This is a genomic window from Sphaerisporangium aureirubrum (assembly GCF_042658925.1).
Lineage (GTDB): Bacteria > Actinomycetota > Actinomycetes > Streptosporangiales > Streptosporangiaceae > Sphaerisporangium > Sphaerisporangium aureirubrum.
The window spans coordinates 267,636-287,026 of record NZ_JBHSRF010000002.1 but is presented as its reverse complement, the minus strand read 5'-3'; the positions used below and the strand labels follow the sequence as shown (position 1 = coordinate 287,026).

The window sequence follows — 19,391 nt, the reverse complement described above, 5'->3', positions numbered from 1 at the left end:
CTGGGTGGTGGGGAGGGAGGAGGGGGGTGGGGTCAGTAGGCTTCGGGGGTGGAGTATTTGGGGGTTGAGAAGGCGATCTTGCGGCGGGGTGTGGAGTGGGATATCGATCCGACTCTGGACCGGATCAATATTTTGATGGATCTGCTGGGGCAGCCGCAGCGTTCGTATCCCGTTGTGCACATCACGGGGACGAACGGGAAGTCCAGTACGGCGCGGATGGTCGACACGTTGCTGCGGGAGCGGAATCTGCGGGTGGGGAGGTTCACCAGCCCGCATCTGACGTCGATGCGGGAGCGCATCACCGTGGATGGGAAGCCGCTCAGTGAGGAGCGGTTCGTTCAGGTATATGAGGATGTGCAGCCGTATCTTGAGCTGGTCGACAAGCAGCAGGGCAGGTTGTCGTTCTTCGAGACGTTGACGGCGATGGCGTACGCGGCGTTCGCGGACGCGCCGGTGGACGTGGCGGTGATCGAGGTCGGCATGGGCGGGACGTGGGACTCGACCAACGTGGCCGATGGGACGGTGGCGGTGGTCACGCCGATCTCGCTGGACCACATGTCCTACCTGGGGCCGGACGTCGAGACCATCGCCAGGGAGAAGGCCGGCATCATCAAGCCGGGCGCGACGGCGGTGCTGGCGCAGCAGCCCCTGGCTGCGGCCGAGGTCCTGATGAGGCGGGCCGCCGAGATCGGCGCGACGGTCGCGCGTGAGGGACTCGAGTTCGGCGTGGTGCAGCGCGAGGTCGCCATGGGCGGCCAGATGCTCCGCCTGCAGGGGCTCAAGGGTGTGTACGACGAGGTCTTCCTGCCGCTGTACGGCAACCACCAGGCGGGCAACGCGGTGTGCGCCCTGGCGGCGGTCGAGACCCTCACGGCGGGCGACGACCCTCTGGACGCCGATCTGGTGCGCAACGCGTTCGCGCAGGTGTCCTCGCCGGGACGCCTGGAGGTGGTGCGGCGCGGGCCGACGGTCCTGGTGGACGCCGCGCACAACCCGGGGGCGGCGCAGTCGGTCGTCGAGACGCTGGAGGAGTCGTTCGGGTTCGACCGGCTCATCGGCGTCGTCGCGGTCATGGCGGACAAGGACGTCGCGGGCGTGCTGGAGCTGCTCGAGCCGGTCATGGCGGAGATCGTCGTGACCAGGAACTCCTCACCCCGTTCGATGGAGGTGGACGACCTGGTCTCCCTCGCCGAGGACATATTCGGCGCCGAGAGGGTGCACGCCGCCGCCCGCCTCGACGACGCGATCGACCTGGCGATCGGCCTGACCGAGGACGCCGGCGAGTTCAGCGGCTCAGGAGTGCTGATCACGGGCTCGGTGGTCACCGCGGGCGACGCCCGTACGCTGCTGCGCGCGGAGGCCGAGTGACCCGCCCTCCGCGAGCAGAGCGCGGGGCCGCCGGACGAGTAGCGGTGGAGGAGAACGGATGAGCATCACCGTCACACCGGGGATGCGGAGGTTGTGCGCGAGCGTGCTCGGCATGGAGGCGATCGTGCTCGCGCTGGTGACACCGGTCGCCATAATGGTGAACAATGTCGAACCCATGCTGGCCGTCAGCGTGGGCATCGGGCTCGCGGTGGCGTGCGTGGTGGTCGCGGGGCTGCTCAAGCGGCCGTTCGCGTACATCGCGGGCAGCGTCGTGCAGGTGCTCGCGATCGCCACGGGGTTCTTGGTGTCGATCATGTTCTTCCTCGGCGTGATCTTCGCGGCCCTATGGATTACCGCGATATTCGTCGCACGGCGTGTCGAGGGCGTGACTTAGCGCTAAAGTCGGCCAGTATGGCCGTTCCCCCCGCTCCATCCGTACCGGCGGCTAGGCTCGCCGGGCTCGCCAGGGTCAATCGCCTGCCGTTCGCAGCCGACGTGGTCGTCGGTCTGCTGACCGTCATCGGGCTCCCCCTGGCGATCGTCGCCATTCCCAACACCATCTCCGTGGTGTCCGCGCTGCTGCCCCCGGACATCGCCGGGGTCGGCATCCTGCGGGCGCACGGGCTGGCCCTTCCCGTGATGTTGTGCGCCGTGCCGCTGGCGGGGGCCGTGCTGCGCCGGGTCCGGCCCGGGCCCCTCCTGCTGGCCGGTCTCGCCCTGCTCGCCGTGGCGGACGTCGCGGGCGGTTACGCCGGCTCGACCGTCGAGGTCGGGGTGCTGCGGGTCCTGCACGGCGTGGGGGCCGGGGTGCTCGTGCCCGCGACGTTCGCGGCGGTGTGGGAACGGCCGGGGCCCGCCAGGCGGGTGCTGCTGCCGTTGTGGACGGCCGCGCTGTGCGCGAGCCTGCTCACGGCGCAGGCGCTGGCGTTGTGGCCGCTGGACGACGTGACCTCCTGGCGGGTGACGCTCCAGCCCTACCCACTGCTGACCGGTGTGGCCCTGGCCCTCGCGGCCGTCCATCTCGCGGTCGCGCGCCTCGGGGACGCCGAAGCCGGGGCGCTCGCGCGGGGGGCGGTCACCGAGCGCGGCCATCTGGCGCTGGCCGCCGGGCCGTCCGCCGGGATCGCGGTGCTCGCGGTCGGCACGACCTTCAACTGGCCGTCCGAGCTGATCCTGGTCGCGGCGGCGGTGGCGGTCGTCACGCTGGTCGCGCTGGCGTGCGTGCGGCGGGCCGGGGGGTTCGCCGCCCGGATGGCGGGGTTGGTCATGGTCGCCGTCGGCCTGGTCGTGCTGCCCACCACGGCCCAGATGACCTACGTCGAGCTGGGCGGCCTCGGCGGCCCCGGCCTGTCCGGCCTGTGGGCGCCCTTCGCCCTGGCCACACTGCTCTCCTTCGTCGCCGCCTCGGTCGTCGTCCGCCTGATCGCCCCTCAACGTCCTGACTCTGTGAGCGGGGCCGAGGCGGCGTACGGGAATTCGGGTGTGCAGGCCACCGTCGACCCCGGGCAGGCGGGCACGCCCCTCCTGAGGACGGCCGACGGCGAGCAGAGCGTCACGACATCCCTTGAGCCCGCGGCGTCCCCTGCCGGTTCGGGGGATCTGGACGGCTCGGCGGACCACGCGGGTGCGGGCGGCCTTGTCGGCCGGGAGAAGCATGCCGGCCGGGAGAAGCTCGCCGGCCGGGAGGATCATGCTGGCCGGGAGAAGCATGCCGGCCCGGAGAACCGTGCCGGCCGGGAGAAGCTCGTCGGCCTGGAGGATCGTGCCGGCCGGGAGAAGCTCGCCAGCCTGGAGGATCATGCCGGCCGGGAGAAGCTCGCCAGCCTAGAAGATCGTGCTGGCCGGGAGAAGCTCGCCAGCCTAGAAGATCGTGCTGGCCGGGAGAAGCTCGTCGGCCGGGAAAGGCTTGTCGGCCTGGAGGAGCGGGCCGGGGAGGGGCCGGCGTCGAGGTTCGTGGCCGGGGGGCTGGTGGCGGTGGTGGCGGCGTTGTGCGCGGTACGGCTGCTGGTGCCGTCGGCGACCGGGTTGCCGCTGGTCGTCCCGCTGGTCCTGCTCGCCGTGGGGGCGGCCGTGGCGGTGAGTGCCGCCGTGGTGCTCGCCGGGCCGCACGCCGGGTTGCTGGGCTTGTCGTTGTGCTTCCCCGCGGTGCTCGGCGGCTTCCTGCTGGGCACCGGCATCCAGGTCGGATGGCTGCGGTCGATCAGCGCGTCGGGGAAGGTCACCTCGCAGGCCATGGTGGACGGCTTCGTGGGCGCCCTGCACGTCTGGTCCCTGGTCGCGGGCTTCGTGGTCGTCGCCATCCTGGTGCTCGGCGCGGTCCTGCGCCGCCGGGACCCCGCCTTCCGTCCGCCCCGCTCTCCGCGTCTCGCACCGGTCACCCCGCTCGCGACCGCCGAGGCCCGCGCCGTCAGAGGCGGCGACACCGTCAGCTTCCCGGCCATCACCGGCACCCGCTCCCCCACCCGCATCACCCGCCCCTCCGCCCGCGTCACCGGCCGCGACCACACAGCGGCCGACGACTGACCCAAAGCCCCCTACAGCACCGCCCTGGCCGGTCGTACGACGGCTGGCCCACGAGCGGCTGGAACCACGGCCGACCCACCAATGGCTGGAACGACGGTCGGCCCACGAGTGGCTGGGCCGGTGGGTGGAGTCGTGACTCGGGAGTGGTCGATCCGCGATCGGGAGCGGCCGATGTGGCGGCGGGATCGACGGCCGATCCCGCCGACCGTCCGGCGGCCGTCAGGGATGTGCGTGCTCGTCGTGACGCCCGTCCCGCCTGCCTGCGGGCCGGGCCTCGGAGGGCGGCTCTGGGCAGGGGCGGTGGGGAGGTCGGTGTGGGTGGGAGGCGGGTGCGGGGGGATGGGGTAGGGGGTGGTGGCCGGTAGGCTGCGGGCACGCTTCCCCTTTCGCTGTGGGCCCTGCCGGGCCGGCGAAGAGACTTCTAAGGAGATACCCGTGTCCGAGCGCACGCTTGTCCTGATCAAGCCCGACGGTGTCCGCCGTGGGCTCATCGGTGACGTGATCGCCCGTGTCGAGCGCAAGGGCCTCAAGGTCGTCGCGATGGACCTGCGCACGCTCGACGCCGAGACCGCCAAGGCGCACTACGCCGAGCACGCCGAGAAGCCGTTCTTCGGGGAGCTCGTCTCGTTCATCACGTCCGGGCCGCTGGTGGCGATGGTGCTGGAGGGCCCGCGCGCCATCGAGGCGTTCCGCGCGCTGGCGGGGGCGACCGACCCGGTGAAGTCGGCCCCCGGCACCATCCGCGGCGACCACGCCCTGGAGATCGGCGAGAACATCGTCCACGGCTCCGACTCGCCCGAGTCGGCCGCCCGCGAGGTCAAGATCTTCTTCCCGGACCGTTTCTGATCGTTGGCAGGCCGTCCGGCACGGCCCGCGCCGCTCCCAGGCGCCCGTGCCCCGGACACCGCCCCGGCCCCGGTGCGTTCGAGCACCGGGGCCGTTTGCTGCCCGAGCGCCGCATTCACATCTGGCGATACCATCTGAACAGTCGCGATTCCCCAACCGGGACGGGAAGTGATCCCCCGGTGGAGCAGGGGCGGCGCCCCAGGGCTTGGGGCCGCGGTGGGGCAAGATTTTCCACAGGCTGGTGGCTCGTTGCCCTCGCGAGTGGGTACGTCACGTTACGATTCGAATGCGAATCGTAATCTCTCGCGACTCACCTGAAGGAAGGTTTCCTTCCCCATGGGCAGCAAGCTGGCATTCCTCGGCCGTGACATGGCCGTCGACCTGGGTACGGCCAACACGTTGGTCTACGTGCGCGGGCGCGGCATCGTGCTCAACGAGCCGTCGGTGGTGGCGATCAACACCACCACCGGCAAGATCGTTGCGGTGGGCATCGAGGCCAAGAGGATGATTGGCCGGACGCCCGGGAACATCGTGGCGATCCGTCCTCTGAAGGACGGCGTGATCGCCGACTTCGACGTCACCGAGCGTATGCTGCGCTACTTCATCCAGCGGGTACACAAACGCCGCCACTTCGCCAAACCGCGCATCATCGTCGCCGTGCCGAGCGGCATCACCGGCGTCGAGCAGCGAGCGGTGAAAGAGGCCGGCTACCAGGCGGGGGCGCGCCGGGTGTACATCATCGAGGAGCCGATGGCGGCGGCGATCGGCGCCCGGCTGCCGGTGCACGAGCCCACGGGCAACATGGTGGTCGACATCGGCGGCGGGACCACCGAGGTGGCCATCATCTCGATGGGCGGCATCGTCACCAGCCAGTCCATCCGCGTGGGGGGCGACGAGCTCGACCACGCGATCATGGCCTTCGCCAAGAAGGAATACTCCCTGATGCTCGGGGAGCGCACCGCGGAAGAGATCAAGATCGCGATCGGCTCCGCCTGCCCGACCGGCGACGACTGCCACGCCGAGATCCGCGGGCGCGACCTTGTCACCGGTCTGCCGAAGACCGTGGTCGTCTCGGCGGACGAGATCCGTCGGGCCACCGAGGAGCCGCTCAAGCTCATCATCGACGCGGTCAAGACGACGCTGGACAAATGCCCGCCCGAGCTCTCCGGCGACCTGATGGACCGCGGCGTCGCGCTGACCGGCGGCGGGGCGCTGCTGCGCGGCATGGACGACCGGCTGCGCGAGGAGACGGGCATGCCGATCCACCTGGTGGAGAACGCCCTCGACTCGGTGGCGCTCGGCTCGGGCAAGTGCGTCGAGGAGTTCGAGGTGCTGCAGCAGGTGCTGGTGCCGGAACCGAGACATTGATCGGCGCACCGAGGGAGCAGAGACCACGATGAGGGATACCCGCCGCGTGCGGACGACCCTTGCCTTGTTGCTGGCCGTGTCACTCGTCCTGATCACGATCGACCACCGGCAGCGGGGCGACTCGCTGTTCGAGCCCTTCCGCTCGCTCGGCGCGTCGGCGTTCGGCTGGGCCGAGCAGGCCGGGACGGCGGTCGCGCGCCCGGTGGGCGAATTCTTCACCACCTTCACCTCGGCGCCGGAGGCCAAGCGGCGCATCGCGCGGCTGCGGGCCGAGAACGCCCGGCTGCGCGGCGAGCTGACCTCCCGCGTGCTGGACCGGCGGCGGTCGGCCGAGCTGGCCGGCATGCTCGGGCTGTCCGGGCTCGGGCGCTACCGCGTGGTGGCGGCGCAGGTGATCGCCCGGCGCGGGGCGCCCGGGTTCGAGGACGCCGTCGAGATCGACGCCGGGGCCGGGGACGGCGTGCGGCCCGAGATGACCGTGCTGAACGGCGACGGGCTGGTGGGGCGGGTGGTGCACGCCGGGCCGTCCACCTCGACCGTGGTGCTGCTGACCGACCCGGCGTCGTCGGTCGGGGCGCGGGTGGAGCAGAGCAACAAGGTCGGGCTGGTGACCGGCCTCGGGCTCGCGGCCGAGGGGCGGCTGGTGCGGTTCCGGCTGCTGGACTCGGTGTCGTCGCTGACGGCTGGCAGCCGCATCGTGAGCTTCGGCTCCGAGCGCGGCACGCCGTACGCGCCGGGGTTGCCGATCGGGACGATCGAGCGGGTGGAGCCGACCCCTGGTGAGCTGACCCGGGTGGCCTACGCCAAGCCGTTCGCCGACTTCACCGCCCTGGACGTGGTCGGCGTCGTCGTCCAGGCCCCCGCCCGCGACCCTCGCGACGCCATGCTGCCCCCGGTCCCGCCGCCCGTGAAGAAACCGGCCCGCGCCGAGGCGCCCCCGCGGGCTCCCGCCGCCGGCGTGCCCCCGGCGTCCCCTCCCGCGCGGGACCACGCCGGCGAGCCGTCCACCGCGCCGCGGGACACCCCGCCGGGCCGGGGACGTCCCCGGCCGGTGTCCCCGGACCCGGCCCGTCCTCCCGATCCGGACGAGAGTCCCGGCACCGCGGAGAGACGCGACGGCGGCCAGGGGCGTGACGACGACCGGCAATGAGCGAGCCGAAGGGGAGCTTGGTCCAGTGCGGTGCCCGCGAGCGCTTGGGAGGGGGTGGAGCGGATGAGGGGGGTGCTGGGGGTCCTGCTGGTGCTGGGGGTGATGGTGCTGCAGGTGAGTGTGGTGAACCGGATGGTGTTCCCGGGGGGCGGTGGGCCCGATCTCGTCCTGTTGTGCGTGGTGCTGGTCGCGCTCGGGCGGGGTGCGGTGGGGGGTGCGGTGGTGGGCTTTCTCATCGGGGTGGTGGCTGACGTGCTGCCGCCGTCGGCGCATGTGATGGGGCAGTACGCCCTGGTGTTCTGCCTGGTGGGGTTCGCGGTGGGGCGGGCGGGGGAGCGGGCGCCGGGGACCGCGGCGGTGACGGTGATCGTGGCCCTGATGGTGGCGCCGCTGCTGGCGGCGGGGATCGGCGGGCTGCTCGGGGATCCGCGGGTCGACTGGCCGGCGCCGATGCGGGTGTGGCCGTCGATGGTGATGTACAACCTCGCCATCGCGGCGGCGGGCTTCTGGGTGGTGTCGCGGCGGTCGGGGGACCGGCCGCGGCGGCGGGCCGTGCCCACGGGGGCCTATCCGGTGCGGAGGCGGATGTGAAGCGGGTCCGCGCCAGGCTGGTGGTGCTGCAGTTCCTGGTCGTGACGCTGCTGGTGGTGCTGACCCTGCGGCTGTGGCAGGTGCAGGTGGTGCGCGGCCCCAAGTTCGTCGCGGCGGCCACCGAGACCCGCACCCGGGACGTGATCGTGCCCGCCGTGCGCGGGCCCATCCTCGACTCCCGCGGGCGCCCGCTGGTGCGCAACCGCTCCGCGCTGGTGGTGTCGGTGGACCGCGCCGAGATGGAGCGCATGCGCGACGGCGGCGCCGCCGTGCTGAAGCGTCTCGGCGCGGTGCTCGGCCGCCCGGTCAAGGAGCTGCGCGAGCGCATCCGGCCCTGCGGCCCGCGCGTGACCCGTCCGTGCTGGCCCGGCTCGCTGTACTCCCCGATCCCCATCGACGACAAGGTGACCACCCGGCAGGCGCTGCAGATCCTGGAGCGCCAGGAGGACTTCCCCGGCGTGCTCGCCGAGGTGCAGGCCGTCCGGGAGTATCCCCTCGGCACGGGCGCCTCCCAGACCCTGGGCTATCTCCAGCCGGTCACCGAGGAAGAGCTGAAGAAGCGCTCCACCCTGAAGGCCAACTTCTCCGGCGTCGACCTCGTGGGCAGGGACGGCCTGGAGTACGTCTACGACGAGGAGCTGCGCGGCTCGCCGGGCCTGCGCCGGGTCCAGGTGGACCGCATGGGCAAGGTGCTCGGCATCGAACGCCAGACCTCGCCCGTCCCCGGCGACATCCTGATCACCCACATGGACGCCGGCGTGCAGCGGGTCGTCGACCAGGCGCTGGCCCGCGCGATGAAGAACGCTCCCAAGGCCGACGGCGCCGCGGCGGTCGTGCTCGACGTGAAGACCGGCGGGGTGATCGCCATCGGGAGCATGCCGACGTACGACCCGTCGGTCTGGGCGGGCGGCATCTCCGAGAAGGAGTACCAGCGGCTGCTGTCGCAGAAGGCGGGCCTGCCGCTGATCTCCCGCGCCACGCACGGGCAGTACGCCCCCGGCTCCACCTTCAAGATCACCTCGGTGTCGGCGATGGTCAGGGACGGCTACCCGCTGAAGGGCACCTACGACTGCCCCGGCGTCTTCGACGTCGCGGGCACCGCGTTCCACAACTTCCGCGGCATCGGCCTCGGGCCCATGAACCTCCACACCGCGCTGGTGAAGTCCTGCGACACGATCTTCTACCGGGCGGCGTACGAGATGTGGCGGCGCGACGGCGGCGACAAGCCGGTTCCCCGCCCCAAGGAGCCGATGACCAACACCGCCAAGGCGTTCGGCTTCGGTGGCAGGACCGGCATCGACCTGCCCGGCGAGGTGCCGGGTCGCATCCCCGGCCGTACCTGGAAGAAGGAGCAGTGGAAGGCCACCCGCGACCTCAGCTGCCACCGGGCCAAGACCGGGTACCCCGAGGTCGAGAAGAAGGAGCCGGGCCGCGCCGCGTACCTCAAGCGGCTGGCGAACGAGAACTGCCTGGAGGGCTTCGAGTGGCACGCCGCCGAGGCCGCCAACCTCTCCATCGGCCAGGGCGACGTGCTGGTCACACCCCTGCAGCTGGCCGTCGCCTACGCGGCGCTGGTGGGGGACGGAAAGCTGCGCAGCCCGCGGATCGCCAAGGCCGTCCTCCATCCCGACGGCACGCACGCCGAGGAGGTGAGGGCGCCGGTGGTGGGCAAGCTGCCCATCGACCGGGCGACCCGCGACTACATCCGCGCCGCGCTGAGCGAGGTGACCTCCGACGGCACCGCGGCGGGCGCGTTCGGCGGCTTCCCGATGAACCTCGTCAAGATCGGCGGCAAGACCGGTACGGCCGAGGTCTACGGCAAGGAGGACACCTCCTGGTTCGCGTCGTTCGCCCCGGCGGGAGACCCGCGGTTCGTGGTCGTCGTCACGGTCTCGCAGGGCGGCCAGGGCGCGATGGCCGCCGCCCCGGCGGCCCGCGAGATCTGGGAGGGCATCTACGGCGTCAAGGGCAAGGCGGCGCTGCCCGGCGGCAGGCCCCCCGACCGGCTTCCCGTGATCAGGAAGGACGGGACGGTGGCGCAATGAGCCAGGCTCTCGCCCCGCGCGGCGACTCGTTGATCAGCCGGGCCATGGGCGCCCGCTCGGCGGTGTGGCGGGTGGACGGCGTGCTGCTGGTCGCCGTGCTCGCGTTGTCGGTGATCGGCACCCTGCTGGTGTGGTCGTCCACCCGCACCTGGGCGGCGGGCGCCCCGACCGGCATGGTCAAGAAGCACATCCTTAACCTCCTGATCGGCTGGGCGCTGTGCGGCCTGGCGGCGCTGGCCGACCAGCGCACGCTGCGGGTCTACGCGCCCGCGGTGTACGGCGTGTCGTTGCTCGGCCTGCTCGCGGTGATCACCCCGCTGGGCTCGACGATCAACGGTTCCCACTCGTGGATCCTCCTCGGCGGCGGCTTCGCCGTACAGCCGTCCGAGCTGGCGAAACCGGCGCTGATCCTCATGCTCGGCGCGCTGCTCGCCGAGCCCGCCTCGGGCAGCGACCGCCCGCGCCCGCTGGACCTCCTGCTCGGCATCGCCGCCGCCGCCATCCCGATGGGCCTGGTCATGCTGCAGCCGGACTTCGGCACCACCATGGTCCTCGCCGTGATCACCGGCGCGCTGGTGATATTCGCCGGGCTGCGCAAGCGCTGGATCGTCCTGCTGACCCTGCTGACGCTGGCCGCGGGCTTCGCCGTGTGGCTGTTCGGCCTGCTCAAGCCGTACCAGATCGCCCGGTTCACCGCCTTCGTCGACCCCGCCAACGACCCGCGCGGCGCGGGGTACAACAGCACCCAGGCGCTGATCGCCATCGGCTCGGGGGAGTTGTTCGGCAAGGGCCTGTTCCACGGCGGCCAGACCACCGGGCGGTTCGTGCCGGAGCAGCACACCGACTTCATCTTCACCGTGGTGGGCGAGGAGTTCGGCTTCCTCGGCGCGATCACCGTGGTCGCGCTGCTCGGCGTGGTGCTGCTGCGCGGCCTGCGCATCGCCCGCGGCTGCGAGGACCGCTTCGGCGCGCTGATGGCGGGCGGCGTGGTGTGCTGGTTCGCCTTCCAGACCTATGTGAACGTCGGCATGACCATCGGCATCATGCCGATCACCGGCGTCCCCCTGCCGTTCGTGTCCTACGGCGGCACCGCGACGTTCGCCAACATGATCGCCATAGGCCTGCTCCAGGCCGTCCACATCAGAGAACGGCGCTTCTAGCCGGGGAGAACGCGCTCCGCCGCGGGGCTGCCGGTGCGAGCCGCGCTGAGCAGGAACTACCCTTGGACGCATGACTGCCGAGTCGCTGTTTCCCCGCCTGGAACCGCTGCTGCCTCTGGTGCAGAAGCCGATCCAGTACGTGGGGGGTGAGCTCAACTCGACCGTCAGGGAGTGGGACGGGACAGACGTCCGCTGGGCGTTGATGTACCCCGACGCCTACGAGGTCGGCCTGCCCAACCAAGGCGTGCAGATCCTCTACGAGATCCTGAACGAGCTGCCGCGCACCCTGGCCGAGCGCACCTACGCGGTGTGGCCCGACCTCGAGGCGCTGATGCGCGAGCACGGCGTGCCGCAGTTCACCGTGGACGCGCACCGGCCGGTGCGGGCGTTCGACGTGCTCGGCGTCTCGTTCTCCACCGAGCTCGGCTACACCAACCTGCTGACCGCCCTGGACCTCGCGGGCATCCCGCTGGACGCGGTCGCGCGCGGCGAGGACGACCCGATCGTGCTGGCCGGCGGCCACGCCGCGTTCAACCCCGAGCCCATCGCCGACTTCCTGGACGCCGCGGTGCTCGGCGACGGCGAGCAGATCGCCATCGCCATCTCCGAGGTGATCCGCGAGTGGAAGGGCGAGGGCAGCCCCGGCGGGCGTGACGAGCTGCTGATGCGCCTCGCCGCCACCGGCGGCGTGTACGTGCCCAAGTTCTACGACGTCGAGTACCACCCCGACGGCCGCATCGCCCGGGTGGCGCCCAACCGGCCGGGCGTGCCGTGGCGGGTGGCCAAGCACACCGTCATGGACCTCGACGAGTGGCCCTACCCCAAGAAGCCGCTGGTGCCGCTGGCCGAGACGGTCCACGAGCGCTTCAGCGTCGAGATCTTCCGCGGCTGCACCCGCGGCTGCCGGTTCTGCCAGGCGGGCATGATCACCCGCCCGGTGCGCGAGCGGTCGATCACCACGATCGGCGACATGGTCGAGGCGGGGGTGCGCGAGTCCGGCTTCAACGAGGTCGGCCTGCTGTCGCTGTCCAGCGCCGACCACTCCGAGATCGCCGAGGTCACCAAGGGCCTGGCCGACCGGTACGAGGGCACCAACACCAGCCTGTCGCTGCCGTCGACCCGGGTGGACGCGTTCAACATCGACCTCGCCAACGAGCTGTCGCGCAACGGCCGCCGTTCCGGGCTGACGTTCGCGCCCGAGGGCGGTTCGGAGCGTATGCGCAAGGTGATCAACAAGATGGTCAGCGAGGAAGACCTCATCCGCACCGTCACCGCGGCCTACGGCCAGGGGTGGCGCCAGGTGAAGCTCTACTTCATGTGCGGGCTGCCCACCGAGACCGACGAGGACGTCCTCGGCATCGCCGACCTCGCCAAGAAGGTCATCAAGGCGGGCCGCGAGGCCACCGGCTCGCGCGACGTGCGCTGCACGGTGTCCATCGGCGGGTTCGTGCCGAAGCCGCACACCCCGTTCCAGTGGGCCGCCCAGTGCGACCACGAGACGGTCGACGCCCGGCTGGCCAAGCTCAGGCACGCCCTGCGCTCGGACAAGGAGTTCGGCAAGGCCATCGGCTACCGCTACCACGACGGCAAGCCGTCCATCGTGGAGGGCCTGCTGTCCCGGGGCGACCGCCGGGTCGGCGCGGTGATCAGGGCCGTGTGGGCGGACGGCGGCCGGTTCGACGGGTGGAGCGAGCACTTCTCCTACGACCGCTGGATGTCCTGCGCCGAGCAGGCGCTGGCCGATCACCCGGTGGACGTCGACTGGTACACCGTCCGCGAGCGCGACGAGGTCGAGGTGCTCCCCTGGGATCACCTGGACGCCGGGCTGGACCGCGAGTGGCTCTGGCAGGACTGGCGGGATGCGACCTCGGAGACCGAGGTCGAGGACTGCCGCTGGACTCCTTGCTACGACTGCGGCGTCTGCCCCACGATGGGGACCGAGATCCAGATCGGCCCGACCGGCCGGAAGCTGCTGCCCCTGACCGTGGTCTGACGCCACGTCGGGAAGCGTGCACCGCCTGTCATCGTTGAATGCCGTAGAGCCGTCCTCTCGGGTGACCCGGATCCGCCGCTTCGGCGCACCGCCGGGTCGCCGAAGCACCCCTATGCTGAGTAGGACGTCGAGGGACGGCGGCCGGCACGACGAGAAAGGATGAATTAGCTGAAGAACCCTGTACCTGATGGGCCCCCGCCCGCGCCGGTGGTGCAGCGCCTCCGGGTGCGTTACGCCAAGCGCGGCAGGCTGCGGTTCACCAGTCACCGAGACATCTCGCGCGCCATCGAGCGCGCGGTGCGCCGAGCCGGCATCCCCGTCGGCTTCAGCGCGGGGTTCACACCCCATCCGAAGATCTCATACGCGGGCGCCGCCCCCACCGGTGTGGCCAGCGAAGCGGAATATCTGGAGATCGGCCTCGTGTCGGCCTGCGTACCCGACCGCGTCCGCGCCGATCTGGACTCCTCCCTGCCCCCCGGCCTCGACGTGCTCGACGTCGTCGAGGCGCACGCCGGCAGCCTGGCCGAGCGGCTGGAGTTCTCGGTCTGGGAGGTGCGCATCCCCGGTGTCCCGGCGGCGGACGCCGCGGCGGCGGTGGAGACCTTCCTCGGCCGTGAACGGGTCGAGGTGGAGCGCCTGACCAAGAAGGGCATGCGCCGCTTCGACGCGCGAGAGGCCGTCGTCACGTTGACGGCCGCCGGCGGAGACGATGGAACAGCAGTCACGGCGGGCGGGGAGCCCGGGCCGCCGTGTGCGATACTTCGTATGGTCGTACGGCAGATGACGCCCGCCGTCCGGCCCGACGACGTGCTCACGGGTCTGCGTCTTGTGGCAGGGTTCGCGCCGCCGTCACCCCCAGAGGTGACCAGGCTGGCGCAGGGCCCGCTCGACGCGCGCACCGGTGGGACCGCCGACCCGCTCGACCTGGACCGCGACGTTCGCGGCGGCGAGACGGGGCCGGCTGTGCGGCACGTCGATGACCACCTATAGGACTTGGCGCCGGACCCCGCGAGGCGGCCTGGCGTACAGCAAAGAGACGAGAGCTCTCGCGCGGCGCGGTGACGCGCCCGGGAGCTGACGGGAGAACGCCCGCATGCTCGACAACGAGCCCATCGTCGGGGCCGCAGGCCTTGACGGGGATACAACCACACAGCAGGAGACCAAGACTCCGGTCCGGCGCCGCCGGGCCGCGAGCCGCCCGGCCGGCCCTCCGCCGGAGGAGGCCGAGCGCGCCGCAGGCCTGCTGACCGGCCCAGGCCCGGTCACCGAGACCACCGTCCCCGCGGGGGACACGGCAGGCGGGGAACCCGCCCGTCCCGCCGCGCAGGGGAGCGCCACCGGCGGGGAGACCGCCGTGGACGCCGCCGCGCCGGCCGCCGAGGGGGCGGCCGAGGCCCCCGCGCCCGCCAAGCGGGTCACGAGGCGCCGTGCCACGCCCAAGGACGGCGACGCCCCCGCCCCGGTCCGCCGCTCGCGTGCCAAGAAGGCCGCCGCGGACGCCGAGCCGGACACCGCGCCGCAGCCCGTCCCGGCCGCGGAGGCCGAGCCGGTCCAGCAGGCCCCCGAGGTCGCGCGGACCGAGCCGGTCGTCCAGGCCGAGGCGGTCCCCGCGGAGGAGGCCGCGCCGGCGGCACCGGCGAAGCGGCGGCGCAGCAGGAAGGCGGCCGAGGTCCCCGGGACCCCGGCGGCCACCGCGGAACGCTCCAGCACCACGAGCACCCCCGACGCCACGAGCACCACGGGTTCCGGCGTCGCCGGCGACATCCTCGACGAGGTTCCCGGCGACGAGATCGCCGAGGTGCTGCCTGCCGAGGAGCCGCTGGACGACGAGCCCGCCGGCGAGGACGTCATCGAGGAGCCCCGCGCCGGGCGGGAGTCGCGCCGGGGCGGCCGGCCGCTGTTCGCCGACCCGTTCGGCCTGTCCGCGCCGACCGACCAGACCGCGTCCCCGGCCGTCTCCTTCCAGGCGCCCGCCGCGGTGTTCCAGCCGGTCTTCCAGGCCCCCGAGCCGCGTGCCGCCGTGCCGCCGGTCGCCCCGCCGCAGCCCCGCCGCGCCGAGGAGCCCGTCGAGGAGCCCGCCGAGGACGAGGAGCTCACCGACGAGGCGGCCGAGGACGCCGAGGCGGCGGCCGAGGACGACGACCAGGACGACGCGAGCGGCCGTCGCCGCCGCCGTCGCCGGGGCGGCCGGGGCCGGGGCAAGACCCGGGACGAGGCCGACGGCGACGAGAACGGCGACGAGCCGCAGGCCGCCGAGGACGCCAAGGCCGACGACGACGCGCAGGGCGACGCCGACCTCGACGACGAGGACGGCGGCTCCTCGCGCCGTCGCCGCAGGCGGCGCCGCCGCGGCGGCGAGGACGCCGAGACCCACACCGACGACCCGCCCAACACGGTGGTGCGCATCCGCGCCCCGCGCGCCGGGCGCTCCACCTCGGTGGACGAGGTGCAGGGCTTCCGCGGCTCTACCCGCCTGGAGGCCAAGAAGCAGCGCCGCCGCGAGGGCCGCGAGCAGGGCCGCCGCCGCCCGCCGGTGATCACCGAGTCCGAGTTCCTGGCCCGCCGCGAGTCGGTGGAGCGGGTCATGGTGGTCCGCCGCCAGGCCGGCCGCACCCAGATCGCGGTGATGGAGGACGGCGTGCTCGTCGAGCACTACGTCGACCGCGAGTCCAGCCAGTCCTACGTCGGCAACGTCTACCTCGGCAAGGTGCAGAACGTCCTGCCGTCGATGGAGGCCGCCTTCATCGACGTCGGCAAGGGCCGCAACGCCGTGCTGTACGCCGGTGAGGTCAACTTCGACACCGCCGGGATGGAGGGCCAGCCCAAGCGCATCGAGGCGGCGCTCAGGTCCGGCCAGTCGGTGCTGGTGCAGGTCACCAAGGACCCCATGGGTCACAAGGGCGCCCGGCTGACCAGCCAGATCAGCCTGCCCGGCCGCTACCTCGTGTACGTGCCGGACGGCTCGATGACCGGCATCAGCCGCAAGCTGCCCGACAAGGAGCGCAGCAGGCTCAAGGCCATCCTGAAGAAGGTGATGCCGGAGAACGCCGGCGTCATCGTGCGCACCGCCGCGGAGGGCGCCTCGGAGGACGAGCTCAGCCGCGACGTGTCCCGCCTGTCGGCGCAGTGGGAGAACATCCAGCGCAAGGCCAAGTCGGCCAGCCCGCCCGAGCTGCTGTACTCCGAGCCGGACCTGACCATCCGGGTGGTGCGCGACGTCTTCAACGAGGACTTCGCCTCGCTGGTGGTCTCCGGCGACGAGGCGTGGGGCACGGTCGACGAGTACGTCCGCTACGTCGCCCCGCACCTGGCCGACCGGCTCACCAAGTGGGAGGACGGCGACGTCTTCGCGGCGTACCGCATCGACGAGCAGATCGCCAAGGCGATGGAGCGCAAGGTGTGGCTGCCGAGCGGCGGCTCCCTGGTGATCGACCGCACCGAGGCGATGACCGTGGTGGATGTCAACACCGGCAAGTTCACCGGCCAGGGCGGCAACCTCGAGGAGACGGTCACCAAGAACAACCTGGAGGCGGCCGAAGAGATCGTCCGCCAGCTCCGGTTGCGCGACATCGGCGGCATCATCGTCGTCGACTTCATCGACATGGTGCTGGAGAGCAACCGCGACCTGGTGCTGCGCCGCATGCTGGAGTGCCTGGCCCGCGACCGGACCAAGCACCAGGTCGCCGAGGTGACCTCGCTCGGCCTGGTGCAGATGACGCGCAAGCGCGTCGGCCAGGGGCTGCTGGAGGCGTTCTCCACGCCGTGCGACTGCTGCAACGGGCGCGGGCTGATCGTCTCTTCCGAGCCGGTCGAGTCCAAGCCGGAGCCGAGGGGCACCCAGGGCAAGATGGCGGTCGAGAAGGCCGTCGCCGAGAAGCTCGAGAAGGCCGCCGAGCGCATCAAGGACGGCGTCGCGGCGGTCGCCGCGAACGGCGAGGCGGTGCGGGATAGCGTGACTGACGCACTGGCAGGCGCCCCTGAGGAGGCCGCTGCGCCCGTGCGGGCCAGGAGGCGGTCCCGGAAGGCCACCCGGCCCGCCGGGCCGGCCGAGTAACGCCTGGGCGCGCCTCGGCGTTCGGTTCGACCAGGAGTCCCGGGATCCGGTATCCTAGTCAACCGGTGCGTCTGAGGCGCGCCTGGCTTCGCGCGCCTAGCCCGGTTCGCCGGTCGATCAATCGACGAAGATCCGGATGCGAGTGGCGCGGCGTCTTAGGAGCAATCAGCCAGAAGAAGGGTTCCGCGGTGTACGCGATCGTTCGTTGCGGCGGCAGGCAGCAGAAGGTCTCCGTCGGTGACGTCCTCGAGGTGGACAAGGTCGCCGGTGAGGTCGGCTCCACGGTGCAGCTGGCGCCGGTGCTCGTCGTCAACGACGGCGATGTGACCACCGATGCCGCCACGCTTGGCCGGTTCGAGGTGACCGCCGAGATCCTCGGCGAGACCAAGGGTCCCAAGATCCGCATTCTCAAGTACAAGAACAAGACCGGTTACAAGAAGCGCCAGGGTCACCGCCAGCGGTACACCCAGGTGAAGGTGACCGGCATCAACCCCGGGAAGTAGTGGTAGGGAACCATGGCACACAAGAAGGGCGCCTCCTCCACCCGGAACGGCCGTGACTCCAACGCCCAGCGGCTCGGTGTCAAGCGTTTCGGTGGTCAGCTCGTGAACGCCGGCGAGATCATCGTCCGTCAGCGCGGCACCCACTTCCACCCCGGTGACAACGTGGGGCGCGGTGGCGACGACACGCTGTTCGCGCTCGTCGCGGGGCACGTCCAGTTCGGCAACAAGCGCGGCCGGCGGGCCGTGAGCATCGTCCCGGCCGCGGAGTAGATCCGCCGGCGGGACACAGGACGAGCGAAAGGGCCGATGGCCGCGGGGACGCGGCGGGCCCGGTAGATCGTGGATGAGGCGGATCGACCTGTCGATCCGCCTCATCGTCGTGATGGGGCCTTTCCGGCCCCGGCGAAGGAGAGTGGCGCGTGGCGGAGTTCGTGGACCAGGTGGTCCTGTACGTGAAGGCCGGTGACGGCGGGCACGGCTGCGCGTCCATTCATCGCGAGAAGTTCAAGCCGCTCGGCGGCCCGGACGGCGGCAACGGCGGGCGTGGCGGCGACGTGATCCTTGAGGTCGACCCCAGCACCTCCACCCTGCTGGACTACCACCACCGGCCGCACCGCAAGGCCGTCAGCGGCAAGCAGGGCATGGGCGCCAACCGTGACGGCGCCAACGGCCCGGACGTCGTGCTCAAGGTGCCGAACGGCACGGTGGTGAAGGACGCCAAGACCGGCGAGGTCCTGGTCGACCTGGTCGGCGCGGGCACCCGGTACGTCGCGGCGCAGGGCGGCCACGGCGGCCTCGGCAACGCGGCCCTGGCCTCCCAGAAGCGCAAGGCCCCCGGCTTCGCCCTGCTCGGCGAGCCAGGTGACGAGGCCGACGTCGTGCTGGAGCTCAAGACCGTCGCCGACGTGGCGCTGGTCGGCTTCCCCAACGCCGGCAAATCCTCGCTGATCGCCGCGCTCAGCGCCGCCCGCCCCAAGATCGCCGACTACCCGTTCACCACGCTGGTGCCGAACCTCGGGGTGGTCACCGCGGGTGAGACGATCTTCACCGTCGCCGACGTGCCGGGGCTGATCCCGGGCGCGTCCGAGGGCCGGGGGCTCGGCCACGAGTTCCTGCGCCACGTGGAGCGCTGCTCGACCATCGTGCACGTGCTGGACTGCGCGACCATCGAGCCCGGCCGCGACCCGGTGACCGACGTCGCGGTGATCGAGGCCGAGCTGGCGGCGTACGGCGAGCTGGAGAACCGTCCGCGCCTGGTCGTGCTGAACAAGGCCGACGTTCCCGAGGCGCGCGAGCTGGCCGAGCTGGTCCGGCCGATGCTGGAGGAGCAGGGCCTGCGGGTCTTCGTGATCTCGGCGGCCACCCACGAGGGGCTGCGCGAGCTGTCGTTCGCGATGGCCGAGATGGTCAGCGCCGACCGCGCCGAGCGGCCGGTCGAGGAGCCGACCCGGCTGGTCATCCGGCCCAAGCAGCTCGGCGACGCCGGGTTCACGGTGCGGAAGGTCAACGAGAACTCCTACCAGGTGACCGGCGAGAAGCCCGAGCGCTGGATCCGGCAGACCGACTTCACCAACGACGAGGCGGTTGGCTACCTCGCCGACCGCCTGGACCGGCTGGGCATCGAGAAGGCGCTGGCCGAGGCCGGCGCCACCGACGGCGCCGAGGTGATCATCGGGCCGATGGAGGGCGGGTACGTCTTCGACTGGCGCGCCTCCCTCGAATCCGGGGTGGCCCAGGGCCCCCGCGGCTCCGACGACCGCCTTGGCTGACGCCGGGGCGCCCTTACGCGA

At 72.0% G+C, this 19,391-nt stretch carries 15 protein-coding genes; all 15 read left to right on the top strand.

What is annotated here, in order from left to right:
- Nucleotides 1-48: 48 nt before the first annotated feature.
- The 15 genes from ACFP1K_RS02700 (at nucleotide 49) to obgE (ending at nucleotide 19,370) form a co-directional block, all read left to right on the top strand.
- On the top strand, nucleotides 49-1,368 hold the full coding sequence (locus tag ACFP1K_RS02700; RefSeq protein WP_380746714.1) for a bifunctional folylpolyglutamate synthase/dihydrofolate synthase: 1,320 nt from the start codon (nucleotides 49-51) through the stop codon (nucleotides 1,366-1,368).
- A 58-nt stretch (nucleotides 1,369-1,426) separates the two neighbouring features.
- A complete protein-coding gene (locus tag ACFP1K_RS02695; RefSeq protein ID WP_380746712.1) occupies nucleotides 1,427-1,762 on the top strand; it encodes a DUF4233 domain-containing protein in 336 nt (111 codons plus the stop codon).
- Nucleotides 1,763-1,779: 17 nt separating this feature from the next.
- A complete protein-coding gene (locus ACFP1K_RS02690; protein ID WP_380746710.1) occupies nucleotides 1,780-3,891 on the top strand; it encodes a hypothetical protein in 2,112 nt (703 codons plus the stop codon).
- Nucleotides 3,892-4,326: 435 nt separating this feature from the next.
- Nucleotides 4,327-4,737, top strand: a complete 411-nt coding sequence (ndk, locus tag ACFP1K_RS02685) for a nucleoside-diphosphate kinase (RefSeq protein ID WP_380746708.1) — start codon at nucleotides 4,327-4,329, stop codon at nucleotides 4,735-4,737.
- Between the two features lie 336 nt (nucleotides 4,738-5,073).
- Entirely contained in the window at nucleotides 5,074-6,105 is a 1,032-nt protein-coding gene (locus ACFP1K_RS02680; protein ID WP_380746706.1) for a rod shape-determining protein, read from the top strand.
- Between the two features lie 46 nt (nucleotides 6,106-6,151).
- The gene (mreC, locus tag ACFP1K_RS02675) at nucleotides 6,152-7,255 is read left to right on the top strand and encodes a rod shape-determining protein MreC (RefSeq protein WP_380746704.1); all 1,104 of its coding nucleotides are present in this window, start codon (nucleotides 6,152-6,154) and stop codon (nucleotides 7,253-7,255) included.
- Between the two features lie 63 nt (nucleotides 7,256-7,318).
- Nucleotides 7,319-7,846, top strand: coding sequence for a rod shape-determining protein MreD (gene mreD / locus ACFP1K_RS02670; protein WP_380746702.1), 528 nt, complete (start codon nucleotides 7,319-7,321; stop codon nucleotides 7,844-7,846).
- Nucleotides 7,843-9,891: a penicillin-binding protein 2 gene (mrdA, locus tag ACFP1K_RS02665; protein ID WP_380746700.1), complete on the top strand. Its 2,049-nt coding sequence runs from the start codon at nucleotides 7,843-7,845 to the stop codon at nucleotides 9,889-9,891. Before mreD ends, mrdA begins: the two co-directional genes overlap by 4 nt.
- Entirely contained in the window at nucleotides 9,888-11,051 is a 1,164-nt protein-coding gene (rodA, locus tag ACFP1K_RS02660) for a rod shape-determining protein RodA (RefSeq protein ID WP_380746698.1), read from the top strand. Before mrdA ends, rodA begins: the two co-directional genes overlap by 4 nt.
- A gap of 70 nt (nucleotides 11,052-11,121) precedes the next feature.
- A complete protein-coding gene (locus ACFP1K_RS02655) occupies nucleotides 11,122-13,044 on the top strand; it encodes a TIGR03960 family B12-binding radical SAM protein (protein WP_380746696.1) in 1,923 nt (640 codons plus the stop codon).
- A gap of 225 nt (nucleotides 13,045-13,269) precedes the next feature.
- The gene (locus ACFP1K_RS02650) at nucleotides 13,270-14,034 is read left to right on the top strand and encodes a TIGR03936 family radical SAM-associated protein (RefSeq protein WP_380746694.1); all 765 of its coding nucleotides are present in this window, start codon (nucleotides 13,270-13,272) and stop codon (nucleotides 14,032-14,034) included.
- 103 nt (nucleotides 14,035-14,137) lie between these two features.
- Entirely contained in the window at nucleotides 14,138-17,098 is a 2,961-nt protein-coding gene (locus ACFP1K_RS02645) for an Rne/Rng family ribonuclease (protein ID WP_380746692.1), read from the top strand.
- A 188-nt stretch (nucleotides 17,099-17,286) separates the two neighbouring features.
- The gene (gene rplU / locus ACFP1K_RS02640) at nucleotides 17,287-17,601 is read left to right on the top strand and encodes a 50S ribosomal protein L21 (protein ID WP_380746690.1); all 315 of its coding nucleotides are present in this window, start codon (nucleotides 17,287-17,289) and stop codon (nucleotides 17,599-17,601) included.
- Nucleotides 17,602-17,613: 12 nt separating this feature from the next.
- Nucleotides 17,614-17,871, top strand: coding sequence for a 50S ribosomal protein L27 (rpmA, locus tag ACFP1K_RS02635; protein WP_184979518.1), 258 nt, complete (start codon nucleotides 17,614-17,616; stop codon nucleotides 17,869-17,871).
- A 149-nt stretch (nucleotides 17,872-18,020) separates the two neighbouring features.
- Entirely contained in the window at nucleotides 18,021-19,370 is a 1,350-nt protein-coding gene (gene obgE / locus ACFP1K_RS02630) for a GTPase ObgE (RefSeq protein ID WP_380746687.1), read from the top strand.
- The last annotated feature ends 21 nt before the right edge of the window (nucleotides 19,371-19,391 follow it).